Consider the following 22,031-nt stretch of genomic DNA (forward strand, 5'->3'; position numbering starts at 1 on the left):
AGTTCAAATTTGAACCTCTGTCTCCGACGGTACACCTTCGTTCGAATTTGAACAACAGGAGTAGGCTTCGCCCATGTCCTCATTGAACGAACCCCGCTGGCTCGACCAGGACGAGATGGCCGCCTGGCGGGGCTTCGTCGTCGCGAGCAACCTGCTGAACCGGCGGCTGGAACGCCAGCTCAAGGAGGACTCCGGCCTCTCCCACCAGCAGTACGAGATCCTGGTGCACCTGTCCGCCGCCCCCGGAGACTCGCTGCGGATGACCGAACTCGCCGACAAGCTGGTCACCTCCAAGAGCGGACTGACCTACCAGGTCACCCAGCTGGAGCGGATGGGCCTGGTCGCCCGCCGCTCCTGCCTCAGCGACGTGCGCGGCGTCATCGCCGAACTCACCGACCAGGGCCGGGAGATGATCCGCCAGGCCGCCCCCGGACACGTCGCCCTGGTGCGCGAGCTGCTGATCGACGTGCTCACCCGCGAGCAACTGGCCGTGCTCGCCGAGGGCCTCGGCGCGGTCAGCGCCCGGCTGCGCCAGGACGAGACCTCCTGATCAGTCCTCCCGCAGCGCGGCGGCCCGCTCCCGCAGCAACTCCCGCTCCCGCTCGTTGCGGGTCAGCTCCGCCGCCCGCTCGAACTCCGCCCGAGCCTCCATCGCCCGCCCCAGCCGGGCCAGCAGATCACCCCGCACGCTCGGCAGCAGGTGGTAGTCGCGCAGGGCCGGCTCCGCCGCCAGGGCGTCCACCAACTCCAGTGCGGCGGCCGGTCCCTGGGCCATCGAGACGGCCACCGCCCGGTTCAGCGCCACCACCGGCGAGGGCGTCAGCGCGAGCAGTCGCTCGTACAGCGCGGCGATCGTCGACCAGTCGGTGTCCTCGTACCGCCGCGCCCTGGCGTGGCAGGCGGCGATCGCGGCCTGCACCGAGTACGGCCCGGTGCCCGCCCGTTGGAACGCGTCGAAGCCGCGCCGGATCAGCAGCCCGTCCCAGCGCGCCCGGTTCTGCTCGGCCAGCAGCACCGGCCGCCCGTCCGGTCCGGTGCGGGCGGCCGTCCGGGAGGCCTGGAACTCCAGCAGCGCGGCCAGCCCGTGCACCTCCGGCTCGCCGGGCACCAGCGCGGCCAGCACCCGGGCCAGCCGCAGCGCGTCCTCGCACAGCTGCGGGCGGAGCAGGTCGTCCCCGGCGGTGGCCGAGTACCCCTCGTTGAAGATCAGGTAGACGACCTCCAGCACCGAGGACAGCCGCTGCGCCCGGTCCGCGCCGTACGGCACCTCGAACCGAACCCCCGCCCTGGCCAGGGTCCGCTTCGCCCGGACGATCCGCTGCGCCACCGTCGGCTCCGGCACCAGGAAGGCGCGGGCGATCTCCGCGGTGGTCAGCCCGCCGAGCAGCCGCAGGGTGAGCGCGATCCGGGCTCGCGCCGACAGCACCGGGTGGCAGGCGGTGAAGATCAGCCGCAGCAGATCGTCGTCGATGTCCTCCGGCCCTGACGGCTCCGTTGACTCGGGCGGGGGCGCGTCCTCCAGCGACCGTCCCACCTCGGCGAGTTTGCGGGCGTAGACCTCCCGGCGGCGCACCAGGTCGATCGCCCGCCGCTTCGCGGTGGCGGTCAGCCAGGCGCCCGGGTTGTCCGGGACGCCGTCCCGCGGCCACTGCTCCAGCGCGGCCACCAGCGCGTCCTGCGCCAGCTCCTCGGCGATTCCCACGTCCCGCACGATCCGGGCGACCGCGGCGATGACCCGGGCGGACTCGATCCGGAACACCGCCTCGACGGCCGCGCCCGCCTCCCTCTCCGTCACGGCCACCCATCAGAGCAGCCGGCGGAGCGGGAGGCAACCGGGGTTCGTCACCGCGGGGGCTGCGGCATCTCGTCGATCTGCCGGACCTCCGCCTCGACCTGCCAGTTCGCCGGGTGGGTCTGCAGGAAGCGCCGGGTCCACTCCAGCGCCTCCGCCTTGTCCTTGCACTGCAGGATGGCGTAGCCGCCGACGACCTCCTTGGTCTCGGTGAACGGCCCGTCGGTGTAGCCGACCTTCCCGTCGTTCCAGGTCACCCGGGTGCCCTGGGCGGTCGGGGTCAGCCCGGCGGTCTCCAGCATCACCCCGGCCTTGGTGATCTCCTCGAACAGCGCCCCCATCCGCTGCTCGAACCCCGGGTCGGGCTCCCACCCGTCGCGGGCGTTCTCGTCGATGCGGATCAGCGTCATGAAGCGCGGCATGGTGACTCCTCGGTCGTACGGGCGGGGCTCCTCCCCGCCTCTCACCCCTGCGTCGATCGGACCGGCGCCGGATCGACACCCGCCGGGAAGAATTCTTCCGCCGTGCCCCACGTGCCGCCTTTCAGCTCGACGAGGTCTGAGGAACGGCCCCGCCGGTTCCGGCGCGCCCCGTGCCTGCGGCCGCAAATGCGAGCCGACGTCTCGCTGACTCATCGCAACTGCCGATGAACATCGACATTCGCCATCGCGAATGCGAATGCCCGTGCTCCACCTCGGGTACCCCTCCTCCCGGGTCGCGGCGGCGCGGCCCGGGAGGAGGAGCACCATGACCCCGGCGAGACCCACCGTCCGGCTGCACGGCCACCTCGACGAGCCGGCCGAGCTGACCGTCGAGCAACTGCGCACCCTCCCCGCGCACCGGGTCGAGGTCAGCTTCGACTGCCTGACCGAGGGCGAGCAGCGCCACGGCTACGAGGGCCCGGCGCTGCTGGACGTCCTGCTCGCCGCCCGGCCCCGGATCGACTTCTCCGGCCGCAAGCAGCGGCTGCGCTTCCTGCTCAACGTGGTCGGCGCCGACGGCCACCGGGCCGTGGTCTCCTGGGCCGAGATCGACCCGGACTTCGGCGGCCGCCGGATCCTGCTCGCCACCAGCATGGACGGCGCCCCGCTGGACGCCGCCGGCCCGCAGCTGGTCGTCCCCGACGACCACTGCGGCGCGCGCTACGTCAGCGCCGTCACCGCCGTCTGGCTGGGGCCGCTCGGCGGCCCGGTGCAGCCTGCCGGATAGTTCGCCGCGGCGCCCGGGCACGGCGCCCGGGCGCAAGCAGCACCCGGGCGAAGCGCCCGGGCACAGCGCCCGGGCACCGTGTGCGGGCAGTGCGCCCGGGCGCACGCGAACCGCTCGCCCGGGGCGGTTTTCCATGCCAACATGCCCCGTATGGGGACGATTCTGCACGGCACCCTGGTCACCCTCCGCCCGGCCACCGCCGACGACATCCCGGCACTGGTGGCGATCCGCAGCACGCCCGAGGTCTTCGCCCGCTGGCGCGGCGGCGACGACCTGGCCGACGAGGTCGCGGGGGACCTGGAATCGCCCGACACCGAGACCTTCGCGATCGAGCTGGGCGGCCGGGTCGTCGGTGCCGTCCAGTGGTACGCCAACAACGACGACGACTACCGGCACGCCGGGATGGACCTCTACCTGGACCCGTCGGTGCACGGCCTGGGCCTGGGCACCGACGCCGTGCGCACCATGGCCCGGCACCTGGTGCACGACCACCATTACCACCGGCTGGTGATCGACCCGGCCGCGGACAACCTCGCCGCGATCCGCTGCTACACCAAGGTCGGCTTCCGCCCGGTCGGCACCATGCGCCAGTACGAGCGCGGCCCGGACGGCAGTTGGCACGACAACGTGCTGATGGATCTGCTCGCGGACGAACTGTCGGACGGCTGACGGAGGTTCACCGGGCCCTCGGCGCAACGTGCAAGGGTGTACAGACATCTTGTCAGCCAGCCACCCTGACCTGTACAGACACCTCGTCGCCACGGGAGCGATCGAAACTGATCGCCTGGCGTTCTTCCCGAAGTACCGAGCAGTAGCTAGCGTTCCCCCGCCAATCCCCGGCGGCCGGTCACCCCGGCCCGACCGGGCCCCACCGGATTGACGGACCCAGGAGAACGCCCATGCTCTCGCGTCGCACGGCCGCCGCCCTCACCTCGGCGGCCGCCGCCGCACTGCTGCTCGGCGGCACCGCGCCGACGGCCTCCGCCACCACCTCGGCGAGCCCCGCCACGCTGTCCGTCTTCGCGTTCAACGTCGACCTCGGCACCGCGATCGTCGACAGCACCCAGAACGAGCAGGCCGCCCGCCGCACCCCGGTGATCGAGCAGATCGTCCGCCAGCACAACGCCGACGTGGTCGTCCTGGACGAGCAGTTCAACAACAGCTCGACCGCCGACATCAACAGCAAGCTCGCCGACCTCTACCCGTACCGCACCCCGGTGGTCGGCGGGGTCTGCTCCGGCGGCGGCTGGACGGGCGTCAGCGGCAACTGCTCCAACTCGTGGTTCGTCATCAACGGCGGCACGATGATCCTCTCCAAGTACCCGATCACCGCCCAGTACGCCCACGTCTTCAGCAACTCGACCTACGGCACCTGGGACTACCACGCCAACAAGGGCGCGGCGCTGGTCCAGGTGAACAAGAACGGCAGCACCGCCTGGGTGGTCGGCACCCACCTGCAGGCCGACGAGTCCGACACCTCCACCGACACCACCCAGTCCACCCGGCTCGGCCAGCTCGCCGAGATCCGCGCCTGGGTCGACGGCATCGTCGGCAGCAGCGCGCCGGTGCTGATCGGCGGCGACCTCAACGTCGAGTACTTCCACGGCCAGAGCCGCGGCGACTACACCAACGCCCAGAACGCGGTCAACGGCGTGCTCGGCACCCCGGCCACCGACCCGACCCAGGCCCGCACCACCATGGACTGTCCGGTCTCCTCCTGGTGCCAGTACATGGCGGGCGTCGAGACCTTCCCGACCGACTACCGGGACGACCTCGACTACATCGGCTACCTCAACGCCCCGGGCCGTCCGGTGCCGACCTCGATGTCCAACGTGAAGGTCGACTTCGACCCGCAGGCCGGCTGGGCGCCGGGCCAGCTGGACACCAACGCGCCCAGCGACCACTACCCGGTCGAGGCCACCTTCCAGCTGAACTGACCTACGGCCTAAGGTCGTTGCCGCGACGGCTGGCAGCCGCAGGAGCGCCGCACCACCAGCCGGGCCGGGAAGGTCCGGGTCCCGGCGGCGCGGCGCTCCGGCCCGCCGAGCACCAGGTCCACCGCGGCCCGGGCCATCTCGTCCTGCGCGGTGGTGACGGTGGTCAGCGCCGGTCCGGCGATCACCGCCTCGGCGATGTCGTCGAAGCCGGCCACCGCGAGGTCCTCCGGCACCCGGATGCCCAGGTCGTCGGCGGCCCGCAGCAGGCCGATCGCCTGGTCGTCCGTCGCGCAGAACACCGCGGACGGCCGGTCGGGCCGGCTGAGCAGGGCGAGCGCCTCGGCGTGCGCCCGGACCCGGTCGAAGGGCGCCTGGGTGAGCCGCCCCTCGGTGGACAGCCCGGCCTCGGCCAGCGCCCCGGCCCAGCCGGCCGTCCGTCCGGTGACCGGGTCGAGCGGGCTGAGCGCCAGGGTGCCGCCGAAGCAGTGCACCTCGGCGTGGCCGTGGCCGAGCAGGTGACGGACCACCTCGCGCGCGCCGCCCTCGTCGTCCGCCACCACGGCCACGCCCTCGGCGCTCTCCGCCCGGTGGTGCAGCAGCACGACCGGGGTGCCGTCGGCCGAGTCGAAGCCGGTCAGCCCGGGAGTGGCCGGGTCCTGGGTGACCAGGATCAGGCCGTCCACCTGCATCCCGAGGAAGGCCCGGATGTAGTGCGCCTCGCGCTCGTCGGCGTAGTCGGAGTTGCCGATCAGCAGCAGCCGGCCGTGCTCGGTGGCGGCCTGCTCCACGGCGTGCGCCAGGCCGGCGAAGAAGGGCTGGCGGGCGTCCGGCACGACCATCCCGAGCAGGTCGGTCCGCCGCCGCGCCATCGCCTGGGCGACCCGGTTGGGCCGGTAGCCGAGCTCCTCCACCGCGGCGAGCACCCGGGCCCGGGTGGCCGCCGCCACCGGTCGCGGCCCGTCGTTGATCACATAACTCACGACCGCCGTGGACGTCCCCGCCACCCGCGCCACATCGTCCCGTGTCACCCTCGCCATGACCAGTGAGCCTACACAGCGCCTCCGACCAGCGTGTTTTCCGCGCCCGGGGGAGCCCCCGATCGGCCGGCTCCGGTAGCCGGGCGGGCGGCACCCGTGTCGACGCTGACGGGACGGGCGCCAGCGGGTGCCGCGAAAGACGGAGCGGTCAGGGCCTGTCGGCAAGAACCGCCGGGCCCTGGTCAGCCGGCGTCCGGCACGATCACCGTCAGCGAGGTCTCCTGCCGCAGGAAGCCGAGCGCCTCGTAGACCCGGCGGGCCGGATTGCCCTCGGTCACCGTCAGGTGCACGTCGGCCAGCCCCCGGTCGGCGGCGTCCGCGACCGCCCGGCGCAGCAGGTCGGCGCCGAGGCCGCGGTAGCCGCGCCGGGGGTGGCGGAAGACCTCGGCGACCCAGGGCAGGCCGTCGCGGTCGGTCAGCACGACCGCGCCGACCACCCGGTCCTCGGCGTCCACGGCGAGCAGGCTGGAGGGCAGCACCGGGCCGATGGCCTGCCCGGCCAGCAGCGGGCCGATCCGGTCGGCGACGGCCCGGGCGTCGTCGCCGGGGTAGTGGTCCACGTGGGTCGGGTCGAAGGCGGCCCGCCAGGACTCCAGCAGCTCCTCGGGCGAGCGGTCGCAGGGCACCGCCCGCAGGCCCTCGCGCAGCGGCGTCCCGGCCCAGTCGGCGGGCGGGGGATCGGCGCGCAGGTCGCGCCGGAAGGTGTGGGCGTGCCGCAGGGCGGTCGCGCCCTGCGCCAGCAGCCGCTGCCCGAGCTCGGGCGGCCCGGAGACCACCCAGCCGGGCAGCTCGGCGCGGATGAACTCCGCCGCGTCCGCCGAGTCGTCCAGCACCTCCAGCAAGTCGGCCCAGGGCCGCCCCTCCCGCTCTCCCAACCGGTACCGCAGCACCGGTGCGCCGTCGCCGTTGCGCCTGATCACCCGGTCCGTGTCGGCCATGGCCCCACCCCGTTCACGAGCTCGTTCGTCGGCGGCCCATGCTCACCGGATCCAGGAGCCCGGTGCAACGGGTTTTCGACCAGCGCGTTCGAGGTGGCGCCGCCAGGCCCGTAGGGCTTGGTCCCGCTCAGCTCACCAGCGCCGCCCGGAGGCAGAGCACGTCCGGCAGGTGGGAGATCAGCAGCGACCAGTGCTCGCCCTCGTCGCGGCTGCCGTACACGTCACCGGTCCGGTTGCCGAAGTAGATCCCGGCCGGATCGGCGTCGTCGGTGCGCAGGGCGTCGCGCAGCACGATCCCGTAGTGGTCCTCGCCCGGCAGGCCGTCGGCCAGCTGCTCCCAGCTGGTGCCGGCGTCCGTGGTGCGGAAGACCCGGCAGCGGTGGCCGGGCGGGATCCGGTCGTCCGAGCCGCCGAGCGGGAAGAGGTAGGCGGTGTCGCCCCGGCGCGGGTGGGCGGCGATGGCGAAGCCGAACTCGGCGGGCAGCCCGTCCGCGATGGAGCGCCAGCTCGCGCCCCAGTCGTCGCTGCGGTAGACGCCGCCGTGGTTCTGCAGGTAGAGCCGGTCGGGGTGGACCGGGTCCGGCGCGATCTTGTGGACGCACTGGCCGAACTCGGGGTACTGGCTCTCCGCGGGGAAGAACTCGGCGCGCAGGCCGGTGTTGGAGGGGGCCCAGCTGTCGCCGCCGTCCTTGCTGCGGTAGACGCCGCCGCTGGAGACGGCGACCAGCAGCCGCTGGGGGTCGCGCGGGTCGGTGAGGATGGTGTGCAGGCCCTGGCCGCCGTAACCGGCGCCCCACTCGGGCCGCTGGGGGTGGTTCCAGAGCGACTCGACCAGGGCGAAGGTCTCGCCGCCGTCGGTGGAGCGGAACAGCGCGGCGGGTTCGGTGCCCGCGTACACCACGCCGGGGGCCTCCGGTCCGGCGGGCTGGAGCTGCCAGACCCGGGTGAGCGAGGCGCCGGTGGACTCGGGGAAGCGGATCGCCGGCCGCGCCGGCTCGTGCCAGGTGTCGCCGAGGTCGTCCGAGCGCCACACCGAGGGGCCCCAGTGGCTGCTGTCGGCGCCGACCAGCAGCCTGGTCCGGCCCTCGCGGCGATCGATCGAGACGGAGTAGATCGCGTTCATCCGGAAGTGCGGCCCGCTGAACTTCCAGTCCAGCCGGTCGCGGCTGCGGCCGAGAAAGAGGCCCTTCTCGGTTCCGACGGCCAACAGCACCTCGGTCATGTCTCACACCACCTGATCATGAGCACGGCCCCCCGGGACGGCCCCCCGGGGCGCGTCGGCACGCCCCACCGCCAGTGTCCCGCCGTCCACCGGTGGCCACATCTCGCCGCGCCGCGCACCCCGCTCCGGCCGGGCCTACCCCCGGCAGCCCTCCAGCAGCCGCAGCCACACCTCGCTGATCGTCGGGTAGGCGGGGACGGCGTGCCAGAGCCGGTCGATCGGCACCTCGCCGACCACCGCCACGGTCGCCGAGTGCAGCAGCTCGGCGACGGCCGGGCCGACCAGGCAGGCGCCGACGATCACCTCCCGGTCCAGGTCGAAGACCACCCGGGCCCGGCCGCGGTAGCCGTCCGCGTAGAGCGAGGCCCCGGCGACGTCGCCGATCCCGTGGTCGACGGCCTTGACCCGCAGCCCGAGCCGCTCGGCCGCCGCCAGGGTCAGACCGACGGCCGCGACCTCCGGTTGCGTGAACACCACCTGCGGCGCACCGGCGACGTCGGCGGACGCGGAGTGCGCGCCCCAGCGCGAGGTGTCCAGTGCGCGCCCCTGGGCGCGGGCGGCGATCACCGCGCCGGTGATCCGGGCCTGGTACTTGCCCTGGTGGGTGAGCAGCGCCCGGTGGTTGACGTCCCCGGCGGCGTAGAGCCACTCGCCGTCCACGCCCAGCACCGTGCAGCTGTCGTCCACGTCCAGCCAGGCGCCCGGCCGCAGCCCGACCTGCTCCAGTCCGATGTCGGCGGTGCGCGGGGCCCGTCCGGTCGCGTACAGCACCTCGTCGGCGGTCAGCGCCCCGCCACCGCTCAGCGAGAGCACCACCGGCCCGGTGGCCCCGGGCCGCTCCAGTGCCGTCACCTGCGTGCCGAAGCGGAGGTCCACCCCCGCCTCGCGCAGGCCCTCCGCGACCAGCTCGCCCGCGAACGGCTCCATCCGCGGCAGCAGCGCGTCGCCGCGCACCAGCAGCACGACCTCGGAGCCGAGCGCCCGCCAGGCGCGGGCCATCTCCACCCCGACCACCCCGCCGCCGACCACCGCGAGGCGCCCGGGGACGGTCGGCGAGCCGGTCGCCTCCCGGTTGGTCCACGGGTGGGCGTCCGCCAGCCCGGTCACGTCGGTCGGCAGCACCGGGCGGCTGCCGGTGCACACCGCGACGGCGTGCCGGGCGGTGAGCACCCGCTCGGTGCCGTCCTCCGCCTCCACCGTGACGGTCCGCACGCCCGCCAGCCGGCCGTGGCCGCGGACCAGCTCGATGCCGGTGTCCCGCAGCCACTGCACCTGGCCGTCGTCCTTCCAGTGCGAGGTGAAGGAGTCCCGCCGGGCCAGCACCGCCGCCGCGTCCAGCCGTCCGCCGCCGACCGCCTCCCGGGCGCCGCCCACCGCGCGGGCGTCGTCCAGCGCGGCCGCCGGGCGCAGCAGCGCCTTGCTCGGCATGCAGGCCCAGTACGAGCACTCGCCGCCGACCAGTTCGGCCTCCACGATCACCGTGCGCAGGCCCGCGGCGACGGTCCGGTCGGCCACGTTCTCACCGGTCGGTCCGGCGCCCAGGACGATGACGTCGTACTCCTCGGCGGTGCTGCTGGTCATGTCGGGTCCTCCGTGGTCTCGCGGGCCTCGCGTCGTCCCGCCTGGTGCGGGCCGCCCTCGACGCCCGCCGGCGTGGGCCCCATCCTGCACGCGGACGGGCCCGCGCGCGGGCGAACACGCGGACGGGCTCAGATTGCCGCGAGCTCCGCCAGCAGGGCCGCCGTGTCGGCGGGGCGGGAGAACATCGGCCAGTGCCCGGTGGGCAGTTCACGCAGTTCCCAGTTGGGCCGGTCCATCCCGACGAACCACGGGTGCCCGGCCGCGATCAGCGCCCGCACCTGTTCCAGCGGGAAGGAGCAGGAGATCAGCGCCTGCGGCAGCGCGGCCCCGGCGCCGGTCAGCCGCAGCGCGTCCCGGTAGGCCCCGACCGGGTGCGGGGTCAGCCGGGTGCGGACCTGCGCCAGCGTGGCCTCGTCCAGGCCCTCGAGGCTGGACCCGTGGTCGGCCATGTACTCCCAGGAGGGCATCGGGAAGCGGCCGTCGACCACCGTGGCGTCGGCCTCCGCCCGGAAGTCGGGCTGCCAGAGGTCGTACACCGAGGCGCCGTCGACCATCGGGCCGCTGTCCAGGTAGACCACCCGCCGGATCCGCTCCGGCATCCGGTCCGCGACCCCGCCCACCGGCGCGCAGGCACCGCTGTGCGCGACCAGCACCACGTCCCACAGGTCCTCGCGCACCAGCAGCTCGGCCAGGTCGGCGATGTGCTCCTCCAGCCCGAAGTCGCCCTGCTCGCCCGCCCGTTCGGCGAGCCCCGGCAGGCTCACCGGGTGGACGTCGTGCCCGGCCGCGCGCAGCGGCGCGGCCACCTCGTCCCAGGCCCAGGCGCCGAGCCAGAATCCCGGAACCAGTACGAACGTGCTCATGGTGGATCGCTCCTTCCGCGACGGCACCCCCGTCACCGGCGACTCCAAGATCGTATCCGGGCCCGGGGAGCAGCGGCTCTCCGGGCCCGGGCACGGCTCAGGTGCGGCCAGGCACGGCTCAGAACGGCCCGGGCGTGGCTCAGAACGGCGCGGGACGGCTCAGGCCTGGCCCTCGGCCGCCTGCTCCTGCGCCACCTTGCGCTTGACCTCGGCCATGTCCAGGTTGCGGGCCTGGCCGATCAGGTCCTCGAAGACCGGCTCCGGCAGCGCGCCGGCCTGGGAGAAGACGAGCACACCCTCCCGGATGATCGCCAGCGTCGGGATCGACTGGATGCCGAACGCGGCGGCCAGTTCCTGCTGGGCCTCGGTGTCGACCTTGGCGAAGACCAGGTCCGGGTGGCGGCCCGCGGCCTTCTCGTACACCGGGGCGAACTGGCGGCACGGCCCGCACCATCCGGCCCAGAAGTCGATGAAGACGAAGTCCTTGCCCTCCGGGCCCGGGACGATGTCGTCGAAGTTCTCCTTGGTCAGCTCGACCGTGTTGCTCATCTCGCGGATCCTTCCCTTCCGAAGGTGGCGGCACAGACCGTCCGCCGGGGACAACGGTGATGCCCACGGGGGTATTCCGGGCCGTGGCCGATTGAGCACGCGGCGGCGACCGTCCGTACGTAATGGTGTCGAGTTCCGCTCAACGAGGCGGGAGGCGCCCCATGCGCAGCACACGTCGCACCCGCCGGGCCGCCCTGCTCGCCGTCGCCGCGGCCGCCCTGGTCGCCGGTTGCGGGTCGTCCGGCTCGGGCAAGTCGGGCAGCGCGCCGAGCACGTCGGGCACTCCCGGCGGGCCGGCCGGTGCCACTCTGCGGACCGTGCACGACCCCGAGCTCGGCACGATCGTCACCGACAGTGCGGGCTTCACGCTCTACCGCTTCGACCAGGACGGGACCAACCCGCCGGAGTCCTACTGCAACGGTAACTGCGCCACGATCTGGCCGCCTGAGCAAGCCAACGGCAACGTCACCGCCAAGGGCGTCGACAGCACGCTGGTCGGCACCGTCGCCCGCTCCGACGGCACCAAGCAGGTCGCCATCAACGGTTCGCCGGTCTACCGCTTCTCGATGGACACCAAGCCCGGTGACACCAAGGGCGAGGGCGTGGCCGGCACCTGGTTCGCGGTGACCCCGACCGGCGGCAGGGCGATGCCGAGCGGCGGCTCGGCGCCCGGCTCACCGGGGCCCGCCAACCCCACACCGATGCCCAGCACACCGGGCTACTGACCGAGGGAGCGGAGCGATGCGCACCGACCGTTGCAGGCCACCGCCGCCGACCGGCGGCCGCTGACCGCGGCCGACCACCGCCCTCGCCGGTGAGGCCCGGGTGCGCAAGGATGAAGTGGTGACCGATGAGCACCCCGCCGGCGGCTCCGCCGCGCACGGCACGGGGGCCGCCGACGAGGAACTGATGCGGGCCCTGTACCGCGAGCACGCCGGTCCACTCTTCGCCTTCGTCCTCCACCTGGTCGCGGGCGACCGGCAGCGCGCCGAGGACGTCGTCCAGGAGACGCTGGTCCGGGCCTGGCGCAACATCCACCGGCTCGACCCGGAGGCCGACTCGCTGCGGCCCTGGCTGGTCACCGTCGCCCGCCGGATCGTGATCGACGACCACCGCAGCGCCCGCGCCCGCCCGCACGAGGTGGACGCCGAGGCCCTGAAGCAACTGCCCGCCGAGGACGACATCGAACGGGCGCTGCGGATGATGACCGTCACGGACGCCCTCGCCGACCTCTCGCCCGCCCACCGGGAGGTCATCGTCGAGACCTACCTCAAGGGCCGCACCGCCAAGGAGGCCGCCACCGAACTCGGCATCCCGGCCGGGACCGTCCGGTCGCGGGTGTTCTACGCACTGCGCTCGCTCAGGCTCGCGCTGGAGGAAAGGGGAGTGACATCGTGACCACGTGGCCCGCCCCCGACCCCGGCCTGCCCGCCGGAGCCGTGCACCTGGACGTCGGAGCGTACATCCTCGGCGTGCTGGAGCCCGCCGAGAACGCCGCCTTCGAAGGGCACCTGGCGGGCTGCCCGCAGTGCACCGAGGAGGTGCGGCAACTCGAGTCCGTGGAGCGGGTGTTGGCCGAGTACACGGCCTCGACCGCGGCCGCCGGGTTGGACCCCGCCGGGCCCCTGCCGATGCCGGGCGGCCGGCTCCTGGACCGGCTGGTCGCCGAGGTCAGGGCCGGCCGGCGGCGGGGCCGGATTCGTCGGCTGGCCCTCGCCCTGGCCGCCACCGCGATGGTCGCGGCGGGCCCGGCCGTCACGGCCGCGGTGCTCACCGCCGAGACCACGCCTGCCGTGGTCGCCGTCGCCGAACAGTTCAGCGCCACCGATCCGACCACCGGCGCCAAGGCCACCGTCGGCATCGACGGCAAGGCCTGGGGCAGCCAGATCAGCCTCCAACTCTCGGGCGTGAATGGCCCGTTGACCTGCCGACTGGTCGCCGTCTCGAACGGCGGCGAGCACCAGACGGTCACCACCTGGAGCGTCCCGGCCAGCGGCTACGACGAGCCCGACAACCGGGAGACGCTGCGCACCACCGGCGGCGCGGCCCTCCAGCCGCGCGACATCGACCACTTCGAGGTGCGGGTCCAGAGCACCGACGCCCTGCTGGTCTCCGTCCCGGCGCACAATGCCTGACCCGGGCCGGGCCGTTCTCAGCACGCCCCGTGCCCGCAGGCCGGGCAGCCGGGCAGCTCGGCCCCGTCCAGCAGCGCGTTCTGCCGCCGGACGTAGTCGGGCAGGCTCAACCGCGGGTGCAGGAAGGGATCGTGGGACCAGACCGCGTTCGGCGAACCCAGCCACCGTCGGTCCCACCACGGCGTCACCGGTGGTCTGCGCCGACCGGCCCGCTTCTCCGCCCGTCGCCGCGCGGCGAACTCCTCGGCCCGGGCCAGCCACAGCACCCGCGCCTCGTGCAGCTCCTCCACCGCCCGCACCAGCGACTCCGGATCGGCCTCCAGCCGCCGGGGCATCCGGGCGCTGACGGTGAGGTGGTGGTAAGTCGCCCGGAGGCCGTAGGGGGCGAACTCGGTCAGGCAGGTCCGCAGGGCGCTGTGGCGTCGGTACGGCGGGAGGGCGGCGTCGTGCACCCGGGCGCGGTGGGTGCGGAAGCTGGTCACGGCGAGGGCTCCAGGGCCAGGGCCCGGGTCAGTGCGGCGGTGACGGCAGGGGCGTGCTCCGGGAACCGCCGCGCGGCCCAACCGCCCGTCAGGCGGACGAAGTCGCGCAGGTCCTGCTCGGCCCCGGCGAGCAACCGGCGCAGCTCCGCCACCGGCACCTCGATCACCGGGCTGTGCGCGACCTCGGTGTCCGCCGTCAACCGCACGGTGCCGCCGACCCGTTGGGCCGCGGCGTAGGGGTCGTGACCGAACCAGCCCTCGCCGGAGCCGTCCGTCACGTCCAGCCATTCGCGCCACTCCTCCAGGCCGTTGCAGCAGCCCGGTGCGAAGACGGCACCGGTGGCGCCGTCCGTCACCCGGAAGCCGCCGGGGGCGACGAGGTACTCCGCGGTGAGCAGCCCGTGCAGGAAGGCCTCCGGCCCGCCGTCCTCGGAGTCGTCCTCGGGTGCGTCCTCATTGGCACCGGCGATCCGCCACAGCGCGGAGCCGACGTCCCGCGGCGTCAACCGCCCGTCCAGCACCAGGAATCCGTACGGCTCGAAGCTGCCCGTCGGCCAGAGCGCGAAGTCCTCGTCGGGGGCGTCCATCTCCAGGACCGGCTGCATCTCCATCACCCGGCGATGATGTCGCAGCGTCCTGCGGCCCGACCAGCGGATTACGCCGCGTCCGCCGCGATCGCGGCCAGCACCCGCCCGCAGCGTCGGGCGAAGGCGTGCTGGAGGAGCGGGAACAGCGGTCCGGCCAGCCGGGCCCACCAGGCGACCGGCCGGCTGAACGCGGTGACGCTGAACCAGACCGTCCCGTCGGGCGCCAGCTCGACCAGGAAGGTCTCCTCGCCCCGGCCCACGTGCCCGTGCCTGGTCCCGTACGTGAAGCCGTACCGGTCCGGGCCGTTGACGGCGGCCAGCACCCGGTTGGGCGCGCCCGCCCGCTGCGGGCCGAGGCCGATGGCGCAGCGCACGGCGACGCCCGGGGCCGCCTCCTCGGCCTCCGCGTCGATCCGGATGCCGGCCAGCCGGTGCATCCGCCAGCCGAGCAGGGCGGCCCCGGCGACCTCCAGGGCGGCGCGGCCGTGGCCGATCCGGGCCCGGTGGTGCAGATGGCGGTAGCCGGCGGGGAGGTCGCCGGTACGGCTGGCGCCCTGCTCGGGGCGGCTGTAGTCGTTGCCGGGGCGGCTGTGGTCGTTCAACGGGGAGTCTCCACGGTGGTGGTGATCCGGCGCCAGGCGAGGAGCGCGCAGAGGGCGAAGCCGAGCGCGTTGCCGAGGCCGTGGGTGGCGGCCATCCAGGTCAAGGTGGGGTGGGGGAGTCCGGCGGCCCGGCCGAGCGCCCACCACAGGGCGAGCAGCATGGTGAGGGCCAGGATGGCGGAGGAGACGGCGAACAGCCGCGCGGTGGCCCGGTCCCTTGCCCGGGGGCGCAGTTCGCGCCAGCTGACCAGACCGACCAGCCACATCCCGGTGCTCAGCACGACGGCTCCGGCGAACTGCCACCAGTTGCCGAGGAAGTACCCGGCCAGCACCAGCAGGGTGCCGGCCGGGACACTGAGCGCCGCGCAGCGGGCCGGTCGGGAGCCGCGGTCGGCGCGGCAGACCAGTCCGGAGACCAGGGCGGCGGTGAATCCGGCGTAGTGGAAGTGCGGGACGGTCAGCGCGAGGACGTGCGGCTCGAAGCCGAACAGCGGGTAGCCGGAGCGCTCGGCGACCAGCGCGACGCCGGCCACCGAGGGGGCGGCGAGCGCGGTGAGCACGGCGACCTCGGCGGGGGCGAGCGAGCGGGTCCGGGCCAGCCGCAGGGGTGCGTGCAGGGCCAGGACCAGGGTGCCGAGCGCGTAGACGACCGCCGGGCCGGCGGCGAGGGCGCCGCGCGGCAGCCAGAGCGAGAGCACCCCGGGTACGGCCGCGAGCGGCCAGAGGCGGCGGATCCGGGCGAGCCCGGGTTCGTCGATCAGGGCCAGTCCGAGCGGCAGGACGGCGCCCATGCCGATCAGGACCAGCAGGTCCACCAGTTCCGTCGCGCCCTTGCCCACAGCGGGGCCACCCCCTCTTGAACGCGTTCAAATAGGCTCGCCGGTGACTCTACGCCGCCGACTTGAACGTGTTCAACTCGCCTTCGGTCCGGCCTGCCTGGTGTTCACGGTGGGTGCGGCGCACTCTGGAGGAGTAACCGATGGAGGTGATCCGCCATGAAGACTCTGGTCGGTTGGCACATCGAGATGGAGTTCCGCGAGGACGGTCCGCGGACGACCGCGGCCGCCCTGCTCCGGCTCGGCGACGGGACCGAACTGCGCGCCCACGGCTACAGCAGCCGGCACCCCTCCGACCCGGAACAGCTGCGGGTCGGCGAGGAGATCGCGGGTGCCCGTGCGCTCAACGACCTCGCCTCGCAACTGCTCTCCAAGGCGCACGGGGAGATCCAGGAGGTCAGCCCGGTCCCGACCCACCCGCTCTCGTGACCGCTCCGCGCCCGCACGGCGACCAGGCCGGACGGGATCCGGAGCGCCCGCGCATCCCGCTGATCTGCCCGCGCTGCGGGCACGAGCAGCAGGTCGTCCCCGGCGGCCCCGATCGGACGGTCAAGGTGGTGCACGTGGGGACCGGCCGGGAGGCCTGCGAGCCGGGGGACCTGGCCCGGGCACCGGACGACGGGAGCTGAACCGCCGTGCCACCGGAACCGCCGTGCCACCGGAACCGCCGTGCCACCGGAACCGGAACCGCCGTACGCGCCGGAACAGTTGAGCCACCGCGCCCGGGGAATCGCCGAGTGCCGGGGCCCCGTCCCCACGGGGTCCCGGCACTCGGCGAGCCGAACGGCGGCCCGGCGGCGGCCGGTTGACGTCGGAGGGGGCCAAGCGGAGCCCGTCGGCCGTCAGTTGACGCAGTACGTGGTCGGCGGCCGCCACTCCGGCCCGACCAGGCGCTGTTCCAGCTCGTTCAGCGTGATCCGGATCCCGACCGTCCCGGCCAGCCCCACCCGGAACCGGCTGCGGGCCAGCGCGATCAGCGCGGTCAGGCCGTACTTGTTGATCAGCGAGGTGCGGTAGCGCGCCGTCGCGTCGGGGTCGCAGAGCCGGGCACGGGCCGGGAGCCGGCGGCCGGTGGGGCGCCCGTGGGCGTCGCAGGGGCCGATCAGCACCCGGGGGTGGCGGCGGATCCGTTCGGCCTCGCCGGAGTGGGCGGGCGTCCAGACGCCGAGCGCCGTGCCGTCCGGTACGACCCACAGCTGCGAGTCCTGCCGGCTGCCGTCCTCGCCGAAGGTGGTCAGCAGGAGGTACCTGCTGTCGGCGAGCCGGTCGGTTCGGTCGTACATGATCTCCTCCCTCTCGCGGGGGGCGGGTCAGTGATGACCGTGGCCCTCGGTGATCTCGCGGTACTCCTCGACGGTGGGCCTGGGGATCCGGGCGTGCTCGCCGTGGAATCCGCGGGACAGCCGCACGCGGGTGCGGGTGAGCCCACCCGCCGGCCGGGCCACTCCATTCTCGTCCACCGCGGGCGGCGGTTCGAGGGGGCGGGGCTGTTCGTGGGCGGTGAGCCGGTGCAGTTCGGCCGGCGCGAGCCCGGCGTGCACCTCGGTGAACTCGCCGTGCGGAAGCCGCCGGATGACGCCGGTCTCCCGACCGTGCAGCACCTTGTCCCGGTCCCGCCGCTGCAGGCCCAGGCACCAGCGCTTGGTGACCACGAAGACGGCCACCGGGAGGACGAAGAAGCCGATCCGCACCGCGTAGGTGATCGCGTTGAGCGACAGGTGCAGGTGGGTGGCGATGAGGTCGTTGCCGCCACCCGCGAGCATCACCAGGTAGACGCTGATCCAGGCGGCGCCGAGGGCGGTGCGGACGGGGGCGTTGCGCGGCCGGTCGAGCAGGTGGTGCTCGCGTCCGTCGTCGGTCACCCAGCTCTCGACGAACGGGTAGACCGCGATCGCGCCGAGGATCACCGGGAACAGCGTGAACGGGACCAGCACCCCGAGGTTGAGGGTGTGCCCCCACAGGCTGATCTCCCAGCCGGGCATCACCCGGATCAGGCCCTCGGCGAAGCCCATGTACCAGTCCGGCTGGGCGTCGGTGGAGACCTGGTCCGGGCGGTACGGGCCGTACGCCCAGATCGGGTTGACGGTGGCGACCGCGGACATCAGCGCGATGATCCCGAAGACCAGGAAGAAGAACCCGCCGGCCTTGGCCAGGTACACCGGCATCAGCGGCATGCCGACCACGTTCTTCTCGGTCCTGCCCGGCCCGGCCCACTGGGTGTGCTTGTGGTAGAAGACCAGGATCACGTGGGTGACCAGCAGCCCGAGCATGATGCCGGGCACCAGGAGCACGTGGATGGTGAAGAACCTCGGGATGATGTCGTGCCCGGGGAACTCCCCGCCGAACAGGAACATCTGGACGTACGTGCCGACCAGCGGCACGGCCAGCACCACGCCCTCGATGAACCGGATGCCGGTGCCGGAGAGCAGGTCGTCCGGCAGCGAGTAGCCGAAGAAGCCGTCCAGCATGCCGAGGAAGAGCAGCAGGAAGCCGAAGACCCAGTTGATCTCGCGCGGCTTGCGGAACGCGCCGGTGAAGAACACCCGCATCATGTGCACGAACATGGCCGCGACGAAGACGATCGCCGCCCAGTGGTGGATCTGCCGGATCAGCAGCCCGCCGCGGACCTCGAAACTGATGTCCACGGTGGAGGCGTAGGCCTCGGACATCGAGATGCCCTTGAGCGGGACGTACGAGCCGCTGTAGACCACCTCGCCCATGCTCGGCTTGAAGAACAGGGTCAGCCAGACGCCGGTCAGGATGATGATCAGGAAGGTGTAGAGGCAGATCTCGCCCAGCATGAAGGACCAGTGGTCCGGGAAGATCTTCCGCAGGTTGGCCCTGGCCAGGGAGTAGATCCCCAGCCGGCCGTCCGCCCAGTCGGCGGCCCGCTGCCCCCGCCCTGGGTTCTGATTCCGGGTCATGTGCACGCACCTCAGTCCGAAGGAAGCGGGGATAGTTCCCCGGTTCGCTGAGGTCAGAATAATCGGGGAGTGATCCCCACTTCTACCCGGGGGTGCTCGGGGCTCTGTTCACGGCCGGGCTGAAACCGCGAGCGGCCCGCCCGGTGTCGACAGGACACCGGACGGGCCGCGTACGCACCCACGTCACTACGAGACGGGCAGGCCCCGAGGGGCGGCGGGGGTCAGTGCACCAGCACCGGCACCTCGTCGACCTTCGCCGCGCCCGAGTCGGCGCCCGCACGCGCGGCGCCGGGGTGGCCGGCGTTGATGAAGGTGAAGGCGACGGTGGCGGCCGCCACCAGGATCCCGAAGGAGATCCAGATCGCGGTGGTGAAGCCGTGCACCATGCCCTGGAACTGCAGCGCCTTCGCGGCCTCGAGGGTGTGGGCGTGCGAGGTCATCCAGCTACTGGTGGCGCTGGCCGCGATGGTGTTCAGCAGCGCGGTGCCGATGGCGCCGCCGACCTGCTGCGAGGTGTTGACCATGGCCGAGGCCACGCCCGCGTCCCGCGGCTGGACGCCGTGGGTGGCGAGGCTCATCGCCGGCATGAAGGCGGTGCCCATGCCGAGGCCCATCAGGATCAGGCCGGGCAGGATCAGCGCCGGGTACGAGGTGTCCAGGCCGATGTGGGTCAGCAGGAACATGCCGAGCGCGGCGGTCAGGAAGCCGGGCGTCATCAGGTAGCGCGCCGGGACGCGGGTCATCAGCCGGGCGCCGATCTGGGTCGAGCCGGTGATCATGCCCGCCACCATCGGCAGGAAGGCCACGCCGGTCAGCACCGGGCTGTAACCGCGCACGACCTGCAGGTAGTAGGTCAGGAAGAGGAACAGACCGAACATGCCGATCACGGCCATGCCCAGCGACAGGTACACCCCGCCGCGATTGCGGTTCAGCACCACGCGCAGCGGCAGCAGCGGGGCCTTGACCCTGCGCTCCACCAGGACGAAGGCGGCGAGCAGCACGACGGCCGCGGCGAACAGCGCCAGGGTGCTGCCGGCCGTCCAGCCGTTGGACTCGGCGCGGGTGAAGCCGTACACCAGCGAGACCAGGCCGGTGGTCACCAGCAGCACGCCGGGGACGTCCAGCTTGTTGCGGTTGCGGCCCTCGGCGGGCTCGCGGATCACCATGACGGCGCCGACGGCGGCCACGATGGCGAACGGGATGTTGACGAAGAAGGTCCAGCGCCAGTTCATGTACTCGGTCAGGAAGCCGCCGAGGATCAGACCGATGGCGCCACCGCCACCGGCGATCGCGCCGTAGATGCCGAAGGCCTTGGCGCGCTCCTTGGCCTCGGTGAAGGTCACCGCGAGCAGCGACAGCGCGGCAGGCGCCAGCAGTGCGCCGAACACGCCCTGCAGCGCGCGGGAGCCGAGCAGCATCGCGGTGTTGACCGCGGCGCCGCCGAGCGCGGAGGCCAGGGCGAAGCCGGTCAGGCCGACGATGAAGGTCCGCTTGCGGCCCCAGAGGTCCGCGATCCGGCCGCCGAACAGCAGCAGGCCGCCGAAGGCCAGCGCGTAGGCGGTGATCACCCACTGGCGGTTGCCGTCGGATATGCCGAGGTCCCGCTGGGCGGACGGCAGGGCGATGTTCACGATGGTGGCGTCGAGGACGACCATCAGCTGGGCGAGGCCGATGAAGATCAGCGCCTTCCAGCGCCTGGGATCGGGCAGCGTCGCCGGGCGGGCGTCGGTTTGAGACATGGGGGTACCCATTTCACGGTGCGTGGGTGTGCGAAAACGGTCAACTGCCGTACGGGAACGGCAGGTTGCCGTACGGGTGCGAGGGCGCGCGGAGGCGTGCGGCGGCGGTGCCGATCGGCTGCGCGTCGGGTCGGTGCTGGTGGTCGGTCAGTTCTTGGTCTGGAAGTCCTCGAAGGTCGCGGCCCGGCCGGGCAGGACCGAACGGACGGGCGTGCGCAGACCGTCCAGGAAGATCTGCAGGTGCCGGTGGACGAACTCGTCGAGCAGTTGGCACGAGGTGTTCGGCAGTGGTCGGGTCAGCTGGCTCATCGCGATGAACAGGTCGCCGTGGTCGACGTCCGGCCGCAACTCGCCCGCGGCCCGTGCGCGCTCCATCAGCCCGCCCACGGCGGACTTCAGGCGCTCCCGGACCTCGGTCAGGTCCGGGTCGTGCGGGTCGATGTGGCTACTGAACAGGGAGCAGAGACCGCCGACCTTCTCCGCGACGGTCGCGTGCACGAACCGTTGCAGAGCTTCGAACGGGCCCCCGCCGCCAGGTGCCTCCGCCTCCGCCGTCGCCGTCTCGGCGAGCGCCAGGATGCGGTTCTTGACGAGCAGCGCCACCTCGCGGATCAGCGCCACCCGGTCCGGGAAGTTCCGGTACAGCGTGGCATTGCCGACCCCCGCCCGCTTCGCGATCTCGTCCAGCGGCACATCCGCACCGTGCTCGACGAACGCGTCCCGGGCCGCCAGCACGATCCGCTCCCGGTTCCGGCTCGCGTCCGCACGCAACTTCGGCGTACGCACACTCCCCGCGGCCCGGGCCGACTCGGTGGCGACGGTGGTCATGGCGACTGCTCCTCCAGGATACCGGGGAAGTTCTCCCCGCTTCTACCAACGTACTCGGAAACGGGGAATCCGTCCCCGTAATTTCCGCCCCCCATGTGACCTGCATCACATCCGAGGGGTCTCCGTGTCCATCTGCCAGTGTGTTTCGTTCCCCGTGGGGTGCTCCGGTGGAAGGGGAAAGCCTGTGACCGCGATCTCCGACCGCGCACAGATGCTGCCTGAGGAGTTCGAGGAGCTCGCGCGGCTCGCCTTCCGGACCGCTGAAGGCATCCGGCTGGAGTTCCTCAACGGGCGGCTGGCGGTCAAGCCGCGACCGGACGGCAACCACGGCCGGGTGGTCGGGTGGCTGGTGCGAAGCTGCCTCAAGGCGCGGCCGGAGCTGTTCCTGCACCATCACGGGCTGAAGGTGCAACGGTCCCAGGAGGGGCGTGCGTGCCCGGACGGCACCCTGGCGCCCTCCGGGGCCTTCATGGGCATGGGGGCGTGGGTGGACGCCGGGGCGGTGCTGATGGTCGTCCAAGTCACCGATGCCGAAGTGGAAGCCGACCACCGTGCCCGCGTCGAGAAGCCCCGTGCCTACGCCGAGACCGGCATCCCCGTCTACCTGCTGATCGACCGGGACTCCGCTGAGGTCGTCGTCCACAGCCGGCCCGACGGCGTCCGCTACGAGACCGTCCAGCCCCTCCCCTTCGGCAAGACCGTCCACCTCCCCGATCCGGTCGGCATTTCCCTCGATACCGAGCCGCTCAAGAACTGGGTGCGCTGAGCCC

Annotated in this window: 26 protein-coding genes; 10 read left to right on the forward strand and 16 right to left on the reverse strand. The window is 73.1% G+C overall.

Going from position 1 to position 22,031, the window contains the following annotated elements; translation table 11 throughout:
- The first annotated feature begins 82 nt into the window (after window positions 1-82).
- Window positions 83-550 (forward strand): MarR family winged helix-turn-helix transcriptional regulator, encoded by a 468-nt coding sequence (locus tag O1G21_RS30190; protein ID WP_270151333.1) that lies wholly within the window; start codon window positions 83-85, stop codon window positions 548-550.
- On the opposite strand, the gene O1G21_RS30195 is transcribed toward O1G21_RS30190, so the two are convergent.
- Entirely contained in the window at window positions 551-1,795 is a 1,245-nt protein-coding gene (locus O1G21_RS30195; RefSeq protein ID WP_270148120.1) for an RNA polymerase sigma factor, read from the reverse strand.
- 47 nt (window positions 1,796-1,842) lie between these two features.
- Window positions 1,843-2,214 carry a YciI family protein gene (locus O1G21_RS30200; RefSeq protein ID WP_270148121.1) on the reverse strand — a complete coding sequence of 124 codons (372 nt, stop codon included), beginning with the start codon at window positions 2,212-2,214 and terminating at the stop codon, window positions 1,843-1,845.
- A 325-nt stretch (window positions 2,215-2,539) separates the two neighbouring features.
- Here O1G21_RS30200 and O1G21_RS30205 point away from each other — a divergent pair, with 325 nt between their 5' ends.
- The 3 genes from O1G21_RS30205 (at window position 2,540) to O1G21_RS30215 (ending at window position 4,938) form a co-directional block, all read left to right on the forward strand.
- Window positions 2,540-3,001 carry a molybdopterin-dependent oxidoreductase gene (locus O1G21_RS30205; RefSeq protein ID WP_270148122.1) on the forward strand — a complete coding sequence of 154 codons (462 nt, stop codon included), beginning with the start codon at window positions 2,540-2,542 and terminating at the stop codon, window positions 2,999-3,001.
- A gap of 150 nt (window positions 3,002-3,151) precedes the next feature.
- Window positions 3,152-3,670: a GNAT family N-acetyltransferase gene (locus O1G21_RS30210; protein ID WP_270148123.1), complete on the forward strand. Its 519-nt coding sequence runs from the start codon at window positions 3,152-3,154 to the stop codon at window positions 3,668-3,670.
- Between the two features lie 230 nt (window positions 3,671-3,900).
- Window positions 3,901-4,938 carry an endonuclease/exonuclease/phosphatase family protein gene (locus O1G21_RS30215; RefSeq protein ID WP_270148124.1) on the forward strand — a complete coding sequence of 346 codons (1,038 nt, stop codon included), beginning with the start codon at window positions 3,901-3,903 and terminating at the stop codon, window positions 4,936-4,938.
- A gap of 8 nt (window positions 4,939-4,946) precedes the next feature.
- Here O1G21_RS30215 and O1G21_RS30220 read toward each other — a convergent pair whose 3' ends face one another.
- The 6 genes from O1G21_RS30220 to O1G21_RS30245 all read right to left on the reverse strand — a co-directional run bounded on the left by O1G21_RS30220 (window position 4,947) and on the right by O1G21_RS30245 (window position 11,128).
- Window positions 4,947-5,975 carry a LacI family DNA-binding transcriptional regulator gene (locus tag O1G21_RS30220; protein ID WP_270148125.1) on the reverse strand — a complete coding sequence of 343 codons (1,029 nt, stop codon included), beginning with the start codon at window positions 5,973-5,975 and terminating at the stop codon, window positions 4,947-4,949.
- 182 nt (window positions 5,976-6,157) lie between these two features.
- Window positions 6,158-6,913 carry a GNAT family N-acetyltransferase gene (locus tag O1G21_RS30225; protein ID WP_270148126.1) on the reverse strand — a complete coding sequence of 252 codons (756 nt, stop codon included), beginning with the start codon at window positions 6,911-6,913 and terminating at the stop codon, window positions 6,158-6,160.
- A gap of 127 nt (window positions 6,914-7,040) precedes the next feature.
- Window positions 7,041-8,135, reverse strand: a complete 1,095-nt coding sequence (locus tag O1G21_RS30230; RefSeq protein WP_270148128.1) for a WD40/YVTN/BNR-like repeat-containing protein — start codon at window positions 8,133-8,135, stop codon at window positions 7,041-7,043.
- A gap of 135 nt (window positions 8,136-8,270) precedes the next feature.
- The gene (locus O1G21_RS30235) at window positions 8,271-9,716 is read right to left on the reverse strand and encodes a dihydrolipoyl dehydrogenase family protein (RefSeq protein WP_270148129.1); all 1,446 of its coding nucleotides are present in this window, start codon (window positions 9,714-9,716) and stop codon (window positions 8,271-8,273) included.
- A gap of 128 nt (window positions 9,717-9,844) precedes the next feature.
- Window positions 9,845-10,579, reverse strand: a complete 735-nt coding sequence (locus O1G21_RS30240) for an alpha/beta fold hydrolase (protein ID WP_270148131.1) — start codon at window positions 10,577-10,579, stop codon at window positions 9,845-9,847.
- Between the two features lie 159 nt (window positions 10,580-10,738).
- The gene (locus O1G21_RS30245; RefSeq protein ID WP_270148132.1) at window positions 10,739-11,128 is read right to left on the reverse strand and encodes a thioredoxin family protein; all 390 of its coding nucleotides are present in this window, start codon (window positions 11,126-11,128) and stop codon (window positions 10,739-10,741) included.
- Window positions 11,129-11,289: 161 nt separating this feature from the next.
- Here O1G21_RS30245 and O1G21_RS30250 point away from each other — a divergent pair, with 161 nt between their 5' ends.
- The 3 genes from O1G21_RS30250 (at window position 11,290) to O1G21_RS30260 (ending at window position 13,263) form a co-directional block, all read left to right on the forward strand.
- The gene (locus O1G21_RS30250) at window positions 11,290-11,853 is read left to right on the forward strand and encodes a hypothetical protein (protein WP_270148133.1); all 564 of its coding nucleotides are present in this window, start codon (window positions 11,290-11,292) and stop codon (window positions 11,851-11,853) included.
- Between the two features lie 100 nt (window positions 11,854-11,953).
- Window positions 11,954-12,526, forward strand: a complete 573-nt coding sequence (locus tag O1G21_RS30255; RefSeq protein ID WP_405000737.1) for a sigma-70 family RNA polymerase sigma factor — start codon at window positions 11,954-11,956, stop codon at window positions 12,524-12,526.
- On the forward strand, window positions 12,523-13,263 hold the full coding sequence (locus O1G21_RS30260) for a zf-HC2 domain-containing protein (RefSeq protein WP_270148136.1): 741 nt from the start codon (window positions 12,523-12,525) through the stop codon (window positions 13,261-13,263). The genes O1G21_RS30255 and O1G21_RS30260 overlap by 4 nt, the downstream gene beginning before the upstream one ends.
- Before the next feature lie 17 nt (window positions 13,264-13,280).
- Here the strand turns inward: O1G21_RS30260 and O1G21_RS30265 are convergent, their stop codons facing one another.
- Genes O1G21_RS30265 through O1G21_RS30280 form a run of 4 tightly spaced genes read right to left on the reverse strand, consistent with a single transcriptional unit; the run spans window position 13,281 to window position 15,773 of the window.
- Window positions 13,281-13,745 carry a hypothetical protein gene (locus tag O1G21_RS30265; RefSeq protein ID WP_270148138.1) on the reverse strand — a complete coding sequence of 155 codons (465 nt, stop codon included), beginning with the start codon at window positions 13,743-13,745 and terminating at the stop codon, window positions 13,281-13,283.
- The gene (locus O1G21_RS30270) at window positions 13,742-14,356 is read right to left on the reverse strand and encodes a hypothetical protein (protein ID WP_333493564.1); all 615 of its coding nucleotides are present in this window, start codon (window positions 14,354-14,356) and stop codon (window positions 13,742-13,744) included. Before O1G21_RS30270 ends, O1G21_RS30265 begins: the two co-directional genes overlap by 4 nt.
- Before the next feature lie 44 nt (window positions 14,357-14,400).
- Complete coding sequence (locus O1G21_RS30275) at window positions 14,401-14,934, reverse strand: DUF1990 family protein (protein WP_270148141.1); 534 nt, start codon at window positions 14,932-14,934, stop codon at window positions 14,401-14,403.
- Window positions 14,931-15,773: a YndJ family protein gene (locus O1G21_RS30280; RefSeq protein WP_270148142.1), complete on the reverse strand. Its 843-nt coding sequence runs from the start codon at window positions 15,771-15,773 to the stop codon at window positions 14,931-14,933. The genes O1G21_RS30275 and O1G21_RS30280 overlap by 4 nt, the downstream gene beginning before the upstream one ends.
- 156 nt (window positions 15,774-15,929) lie before the next feature.
- Between O1G21_RS30280 and O1G21_RS30285 the strand changes: the two genes are divergently transcribed.
- Together O1G21_RS30285 and O1G21_RS30290 are read left to right on the forward strand one after the other, a co-directional pair.
- Window positions 15,930-16,199, forward strand: coding sequence for a DUF1876 domain-containing protein (locus O1G21_RS30285; RefSeq protein ID WP_270148144.1), 270 nt, complete (start codon window positions 15,930-15,932; stop codon window positions 16,197-16,199).
- Window positions 16,196-16,399, forward strand: a complete 204-nt coding sequence (locus O1G21_RS30290; protein WP_270148145.1) for a hypothetical protein — start codon at window positions 16,196-16,198, stop codon at window positions 16,397-16,399. The genes O1G21_RS30285 and O1G21_RS30290 overlap by 4 nt, the downstream gene beginning before the upstream one ends.
- A 213-nt stretch (window positions 16,400-16,612) precedes the next feature.
- Here O1G21_RS30290 and O1G21_RS30295 read toward each other — a convergent pair whose 3' ends face one another.
- The 4 genes from O1G21_RS30295 to O1G21_RS30310 all read right to left on the reverse strand — a co-directional run bounded on the left by O1G21_RS30295 (window position 16,613) and on the right by O1G21_RS30310 (window position 21,261).
- Window positions 16,613-17,053 (reverse strand): PPOX class F420-dependent oxidoreductase, encoded by a 441-nt coding sequence (locus O1G21_RS30295; protein WP_270148147.1) that lies wholly within the window; start codon window positions 17,051-17,053, stop codon window positions 16,613-16,615.
- A 27-nt stretch (window positions 17,054-17,080) separates the two neighbouring features.
- Complete coding sequence (gene qcrB, locus O1G21_RS30300) at window positions 17,081-18,694, reverse strand: cytochrome bc1 complex cytochrome b subunit (RefSeq protein ID WP_270148149.1); 1,614 nt, start codon at window positions 18,692-18,694, stop codon at window positions 17,081-17,083.
- A 221-nt stretch (window positions 18,695-18,915) separates the two neighbouring features.
- Window positions 18,916-20,445, reverse strand: a complete 1,530-nt coding sequence (locus O1G21_RS30305) for an MFS transporter (protein ID WP_405000738.1) — start codon at window positions 20,443-20,445, stop codon at window positions 18,916-18,918.
- A 135-nt stretch (window positions 20,446-20,580) separates the two neighbouring features.
- Entirely contained in the window at window positions 20,581-21,261 is a 681-nt protein-coding gene (locus O1G21_RS30310; protein ID WP_270148152.1) for a TetR/AcrR family transcriptional regulator, read from the reverse strand.
- Window positions 21,262-21,445: 184 nt separating this feature from the next.
- Here O1G21_RS30310 and O1G21_RS30315 point away from each other — a divergent pair, with 184 nt between their 5' ends.
- Window positions 21,446-22,027: a Uma2 family endonuclease gene (locus O1G21_RS30315; RefSeq protein WP_270148153.1), complete on the forward strand. Its 582-nt coding sequence runs from the start codon at window positions 21,446-21,448 to the stop codon at window positions 22,025-22,027.
- The last annotated feature ends 4 nt before the right edge of the window (window positions 22,028-22,031 follow it).

Source organism: Kitasatospora cathayae (assembly GCF_027627435.1).
Lineage (GTDB): Bacteria > Actinomycetota > Actinomycetes > Streptomycetales > Streptomycetaceae > Kitasatospora > Kitasatospora cathayae.

Bases quoted from the DNA above. Each gene is read 5' to 3' on its own strand.
- O1G21_RS30200 (WP_270148121.1), bottom strand. From the start codon at position 2,214: ATGCCGCGCTTCATGACGCTGATCCGCATCGACGAGAACGCCCGCGAC.
- O1G21_RS30205 (WP_270148122.1), top strand. From the start codon at position 2,540: ATGACCCCGGCGAGACCCACCGTCCGGCTGCACGGCCACCTCGACGAG.
- O1G21_RS30210 (WP_270148123.1), top strand. From the start codon at position 3,152: ATGGGGACGATTCTGCACGGCACCCTGGTCACCCTCCGCCCGGCCACC.
- O1G21_RS30215 (WP_270148124.1), top strand. From the start codon at position 3,901: ATGCTCTCGCGTCGCACGGCCGCCGCCCTCACCTCGGCGGCCGCCGCC.
- O1G21_RS30220 (WP_270148125.1), bottom strand. From the start codon at position 5,975: ATGGCGAGGGTGACACGGGACGATGTGGCGCGGGTGGCGGGGACGTCC.
- O1G21_RS30225 (WP_270148126.1), bottom strand. From the start codon at position 6,913: ATGGCCGACACGGACCGGGTGATCAGGCGCAACGGCGACGGCGCACCG.
- O1G21_RS30230 (WP_270148128.1), bottom strand. From the start codon at position 8,135: ATGACCGAGGTGCTGTTGGCCGTCGGAACCGAGAAGGGCCTCTTTCTC.
- O1G21_RS30235 (WP_270148129.1), bottom strand. From the start codon at position 9,716: ATGACCAGCAGCACCGCCGAGGAGTACGACGTCATCGTCCTGGGCGCC.
- O1G21_RS30240 (WP_270148131.1), bottom strand. From the start codon at position 10,579: ATGAGCACGTTCGTACTGGTTCCGGGATTCTGGCTCGGCGCCTGGGCC.
- O1G21_RS30245 (WP_270148132.1), bottom strand. From the start codon at position 11,128: ATGAGCAACACGGTCGAGCTGACCAAGGAGAACTTCGACGACATCGTC.
- O1G21_RS30250 (WP_270148133.1), top strand. From the start codon at position 11,290: ATGCGCAGCACACGTCGCACCCGCCGGGCCGCCCTGCTCGCCGTCGCC.
- O1G21_RS30270 (WP_333493564.1), bottom strand. From the start codon at position 14,356: ATGGAGATGCAGCCGGTCCTGGAGATGGACGCCCCCGACGAGGACTTC.
- O1G21_RS30285 (WP_270148144.1), top strand. From the start codon at position 15,930: ATGAAGACTCTGGTCGGTTGGCACATCGAGATGGAGTTCCGCGAGGAC.
- O1G21_RS30295 (WP_270148147.1), bottom strand. From the start codon at position 17,053: ATGTACGACCGAACCGACCGGCTCGCCGACAGCAGGTACCTCCTGCTG.
- qcrB (WP_270148149.1), bottom strand. From the start codon at position 18,694: ATGACCCGGAATCAGAACCCAGGGCGGGGGCAGCGGGCCGCCGACTGG.
- O1G21_RS30305 (WP_405000738.1), bottom strand. From the start codon at position 20,445: ATGGGTACCCCCATGTCTCAAACCGACGCCCGCCCGGCGACGCTGCCC.
- O1G21_RS30310 (WP_270148152.1), bottom strand. From the start codon at position 21,261: ATGACCACCGTCGCCACCGAGTCGGCCCGGGCCGCGGGGAGTGTGCGT.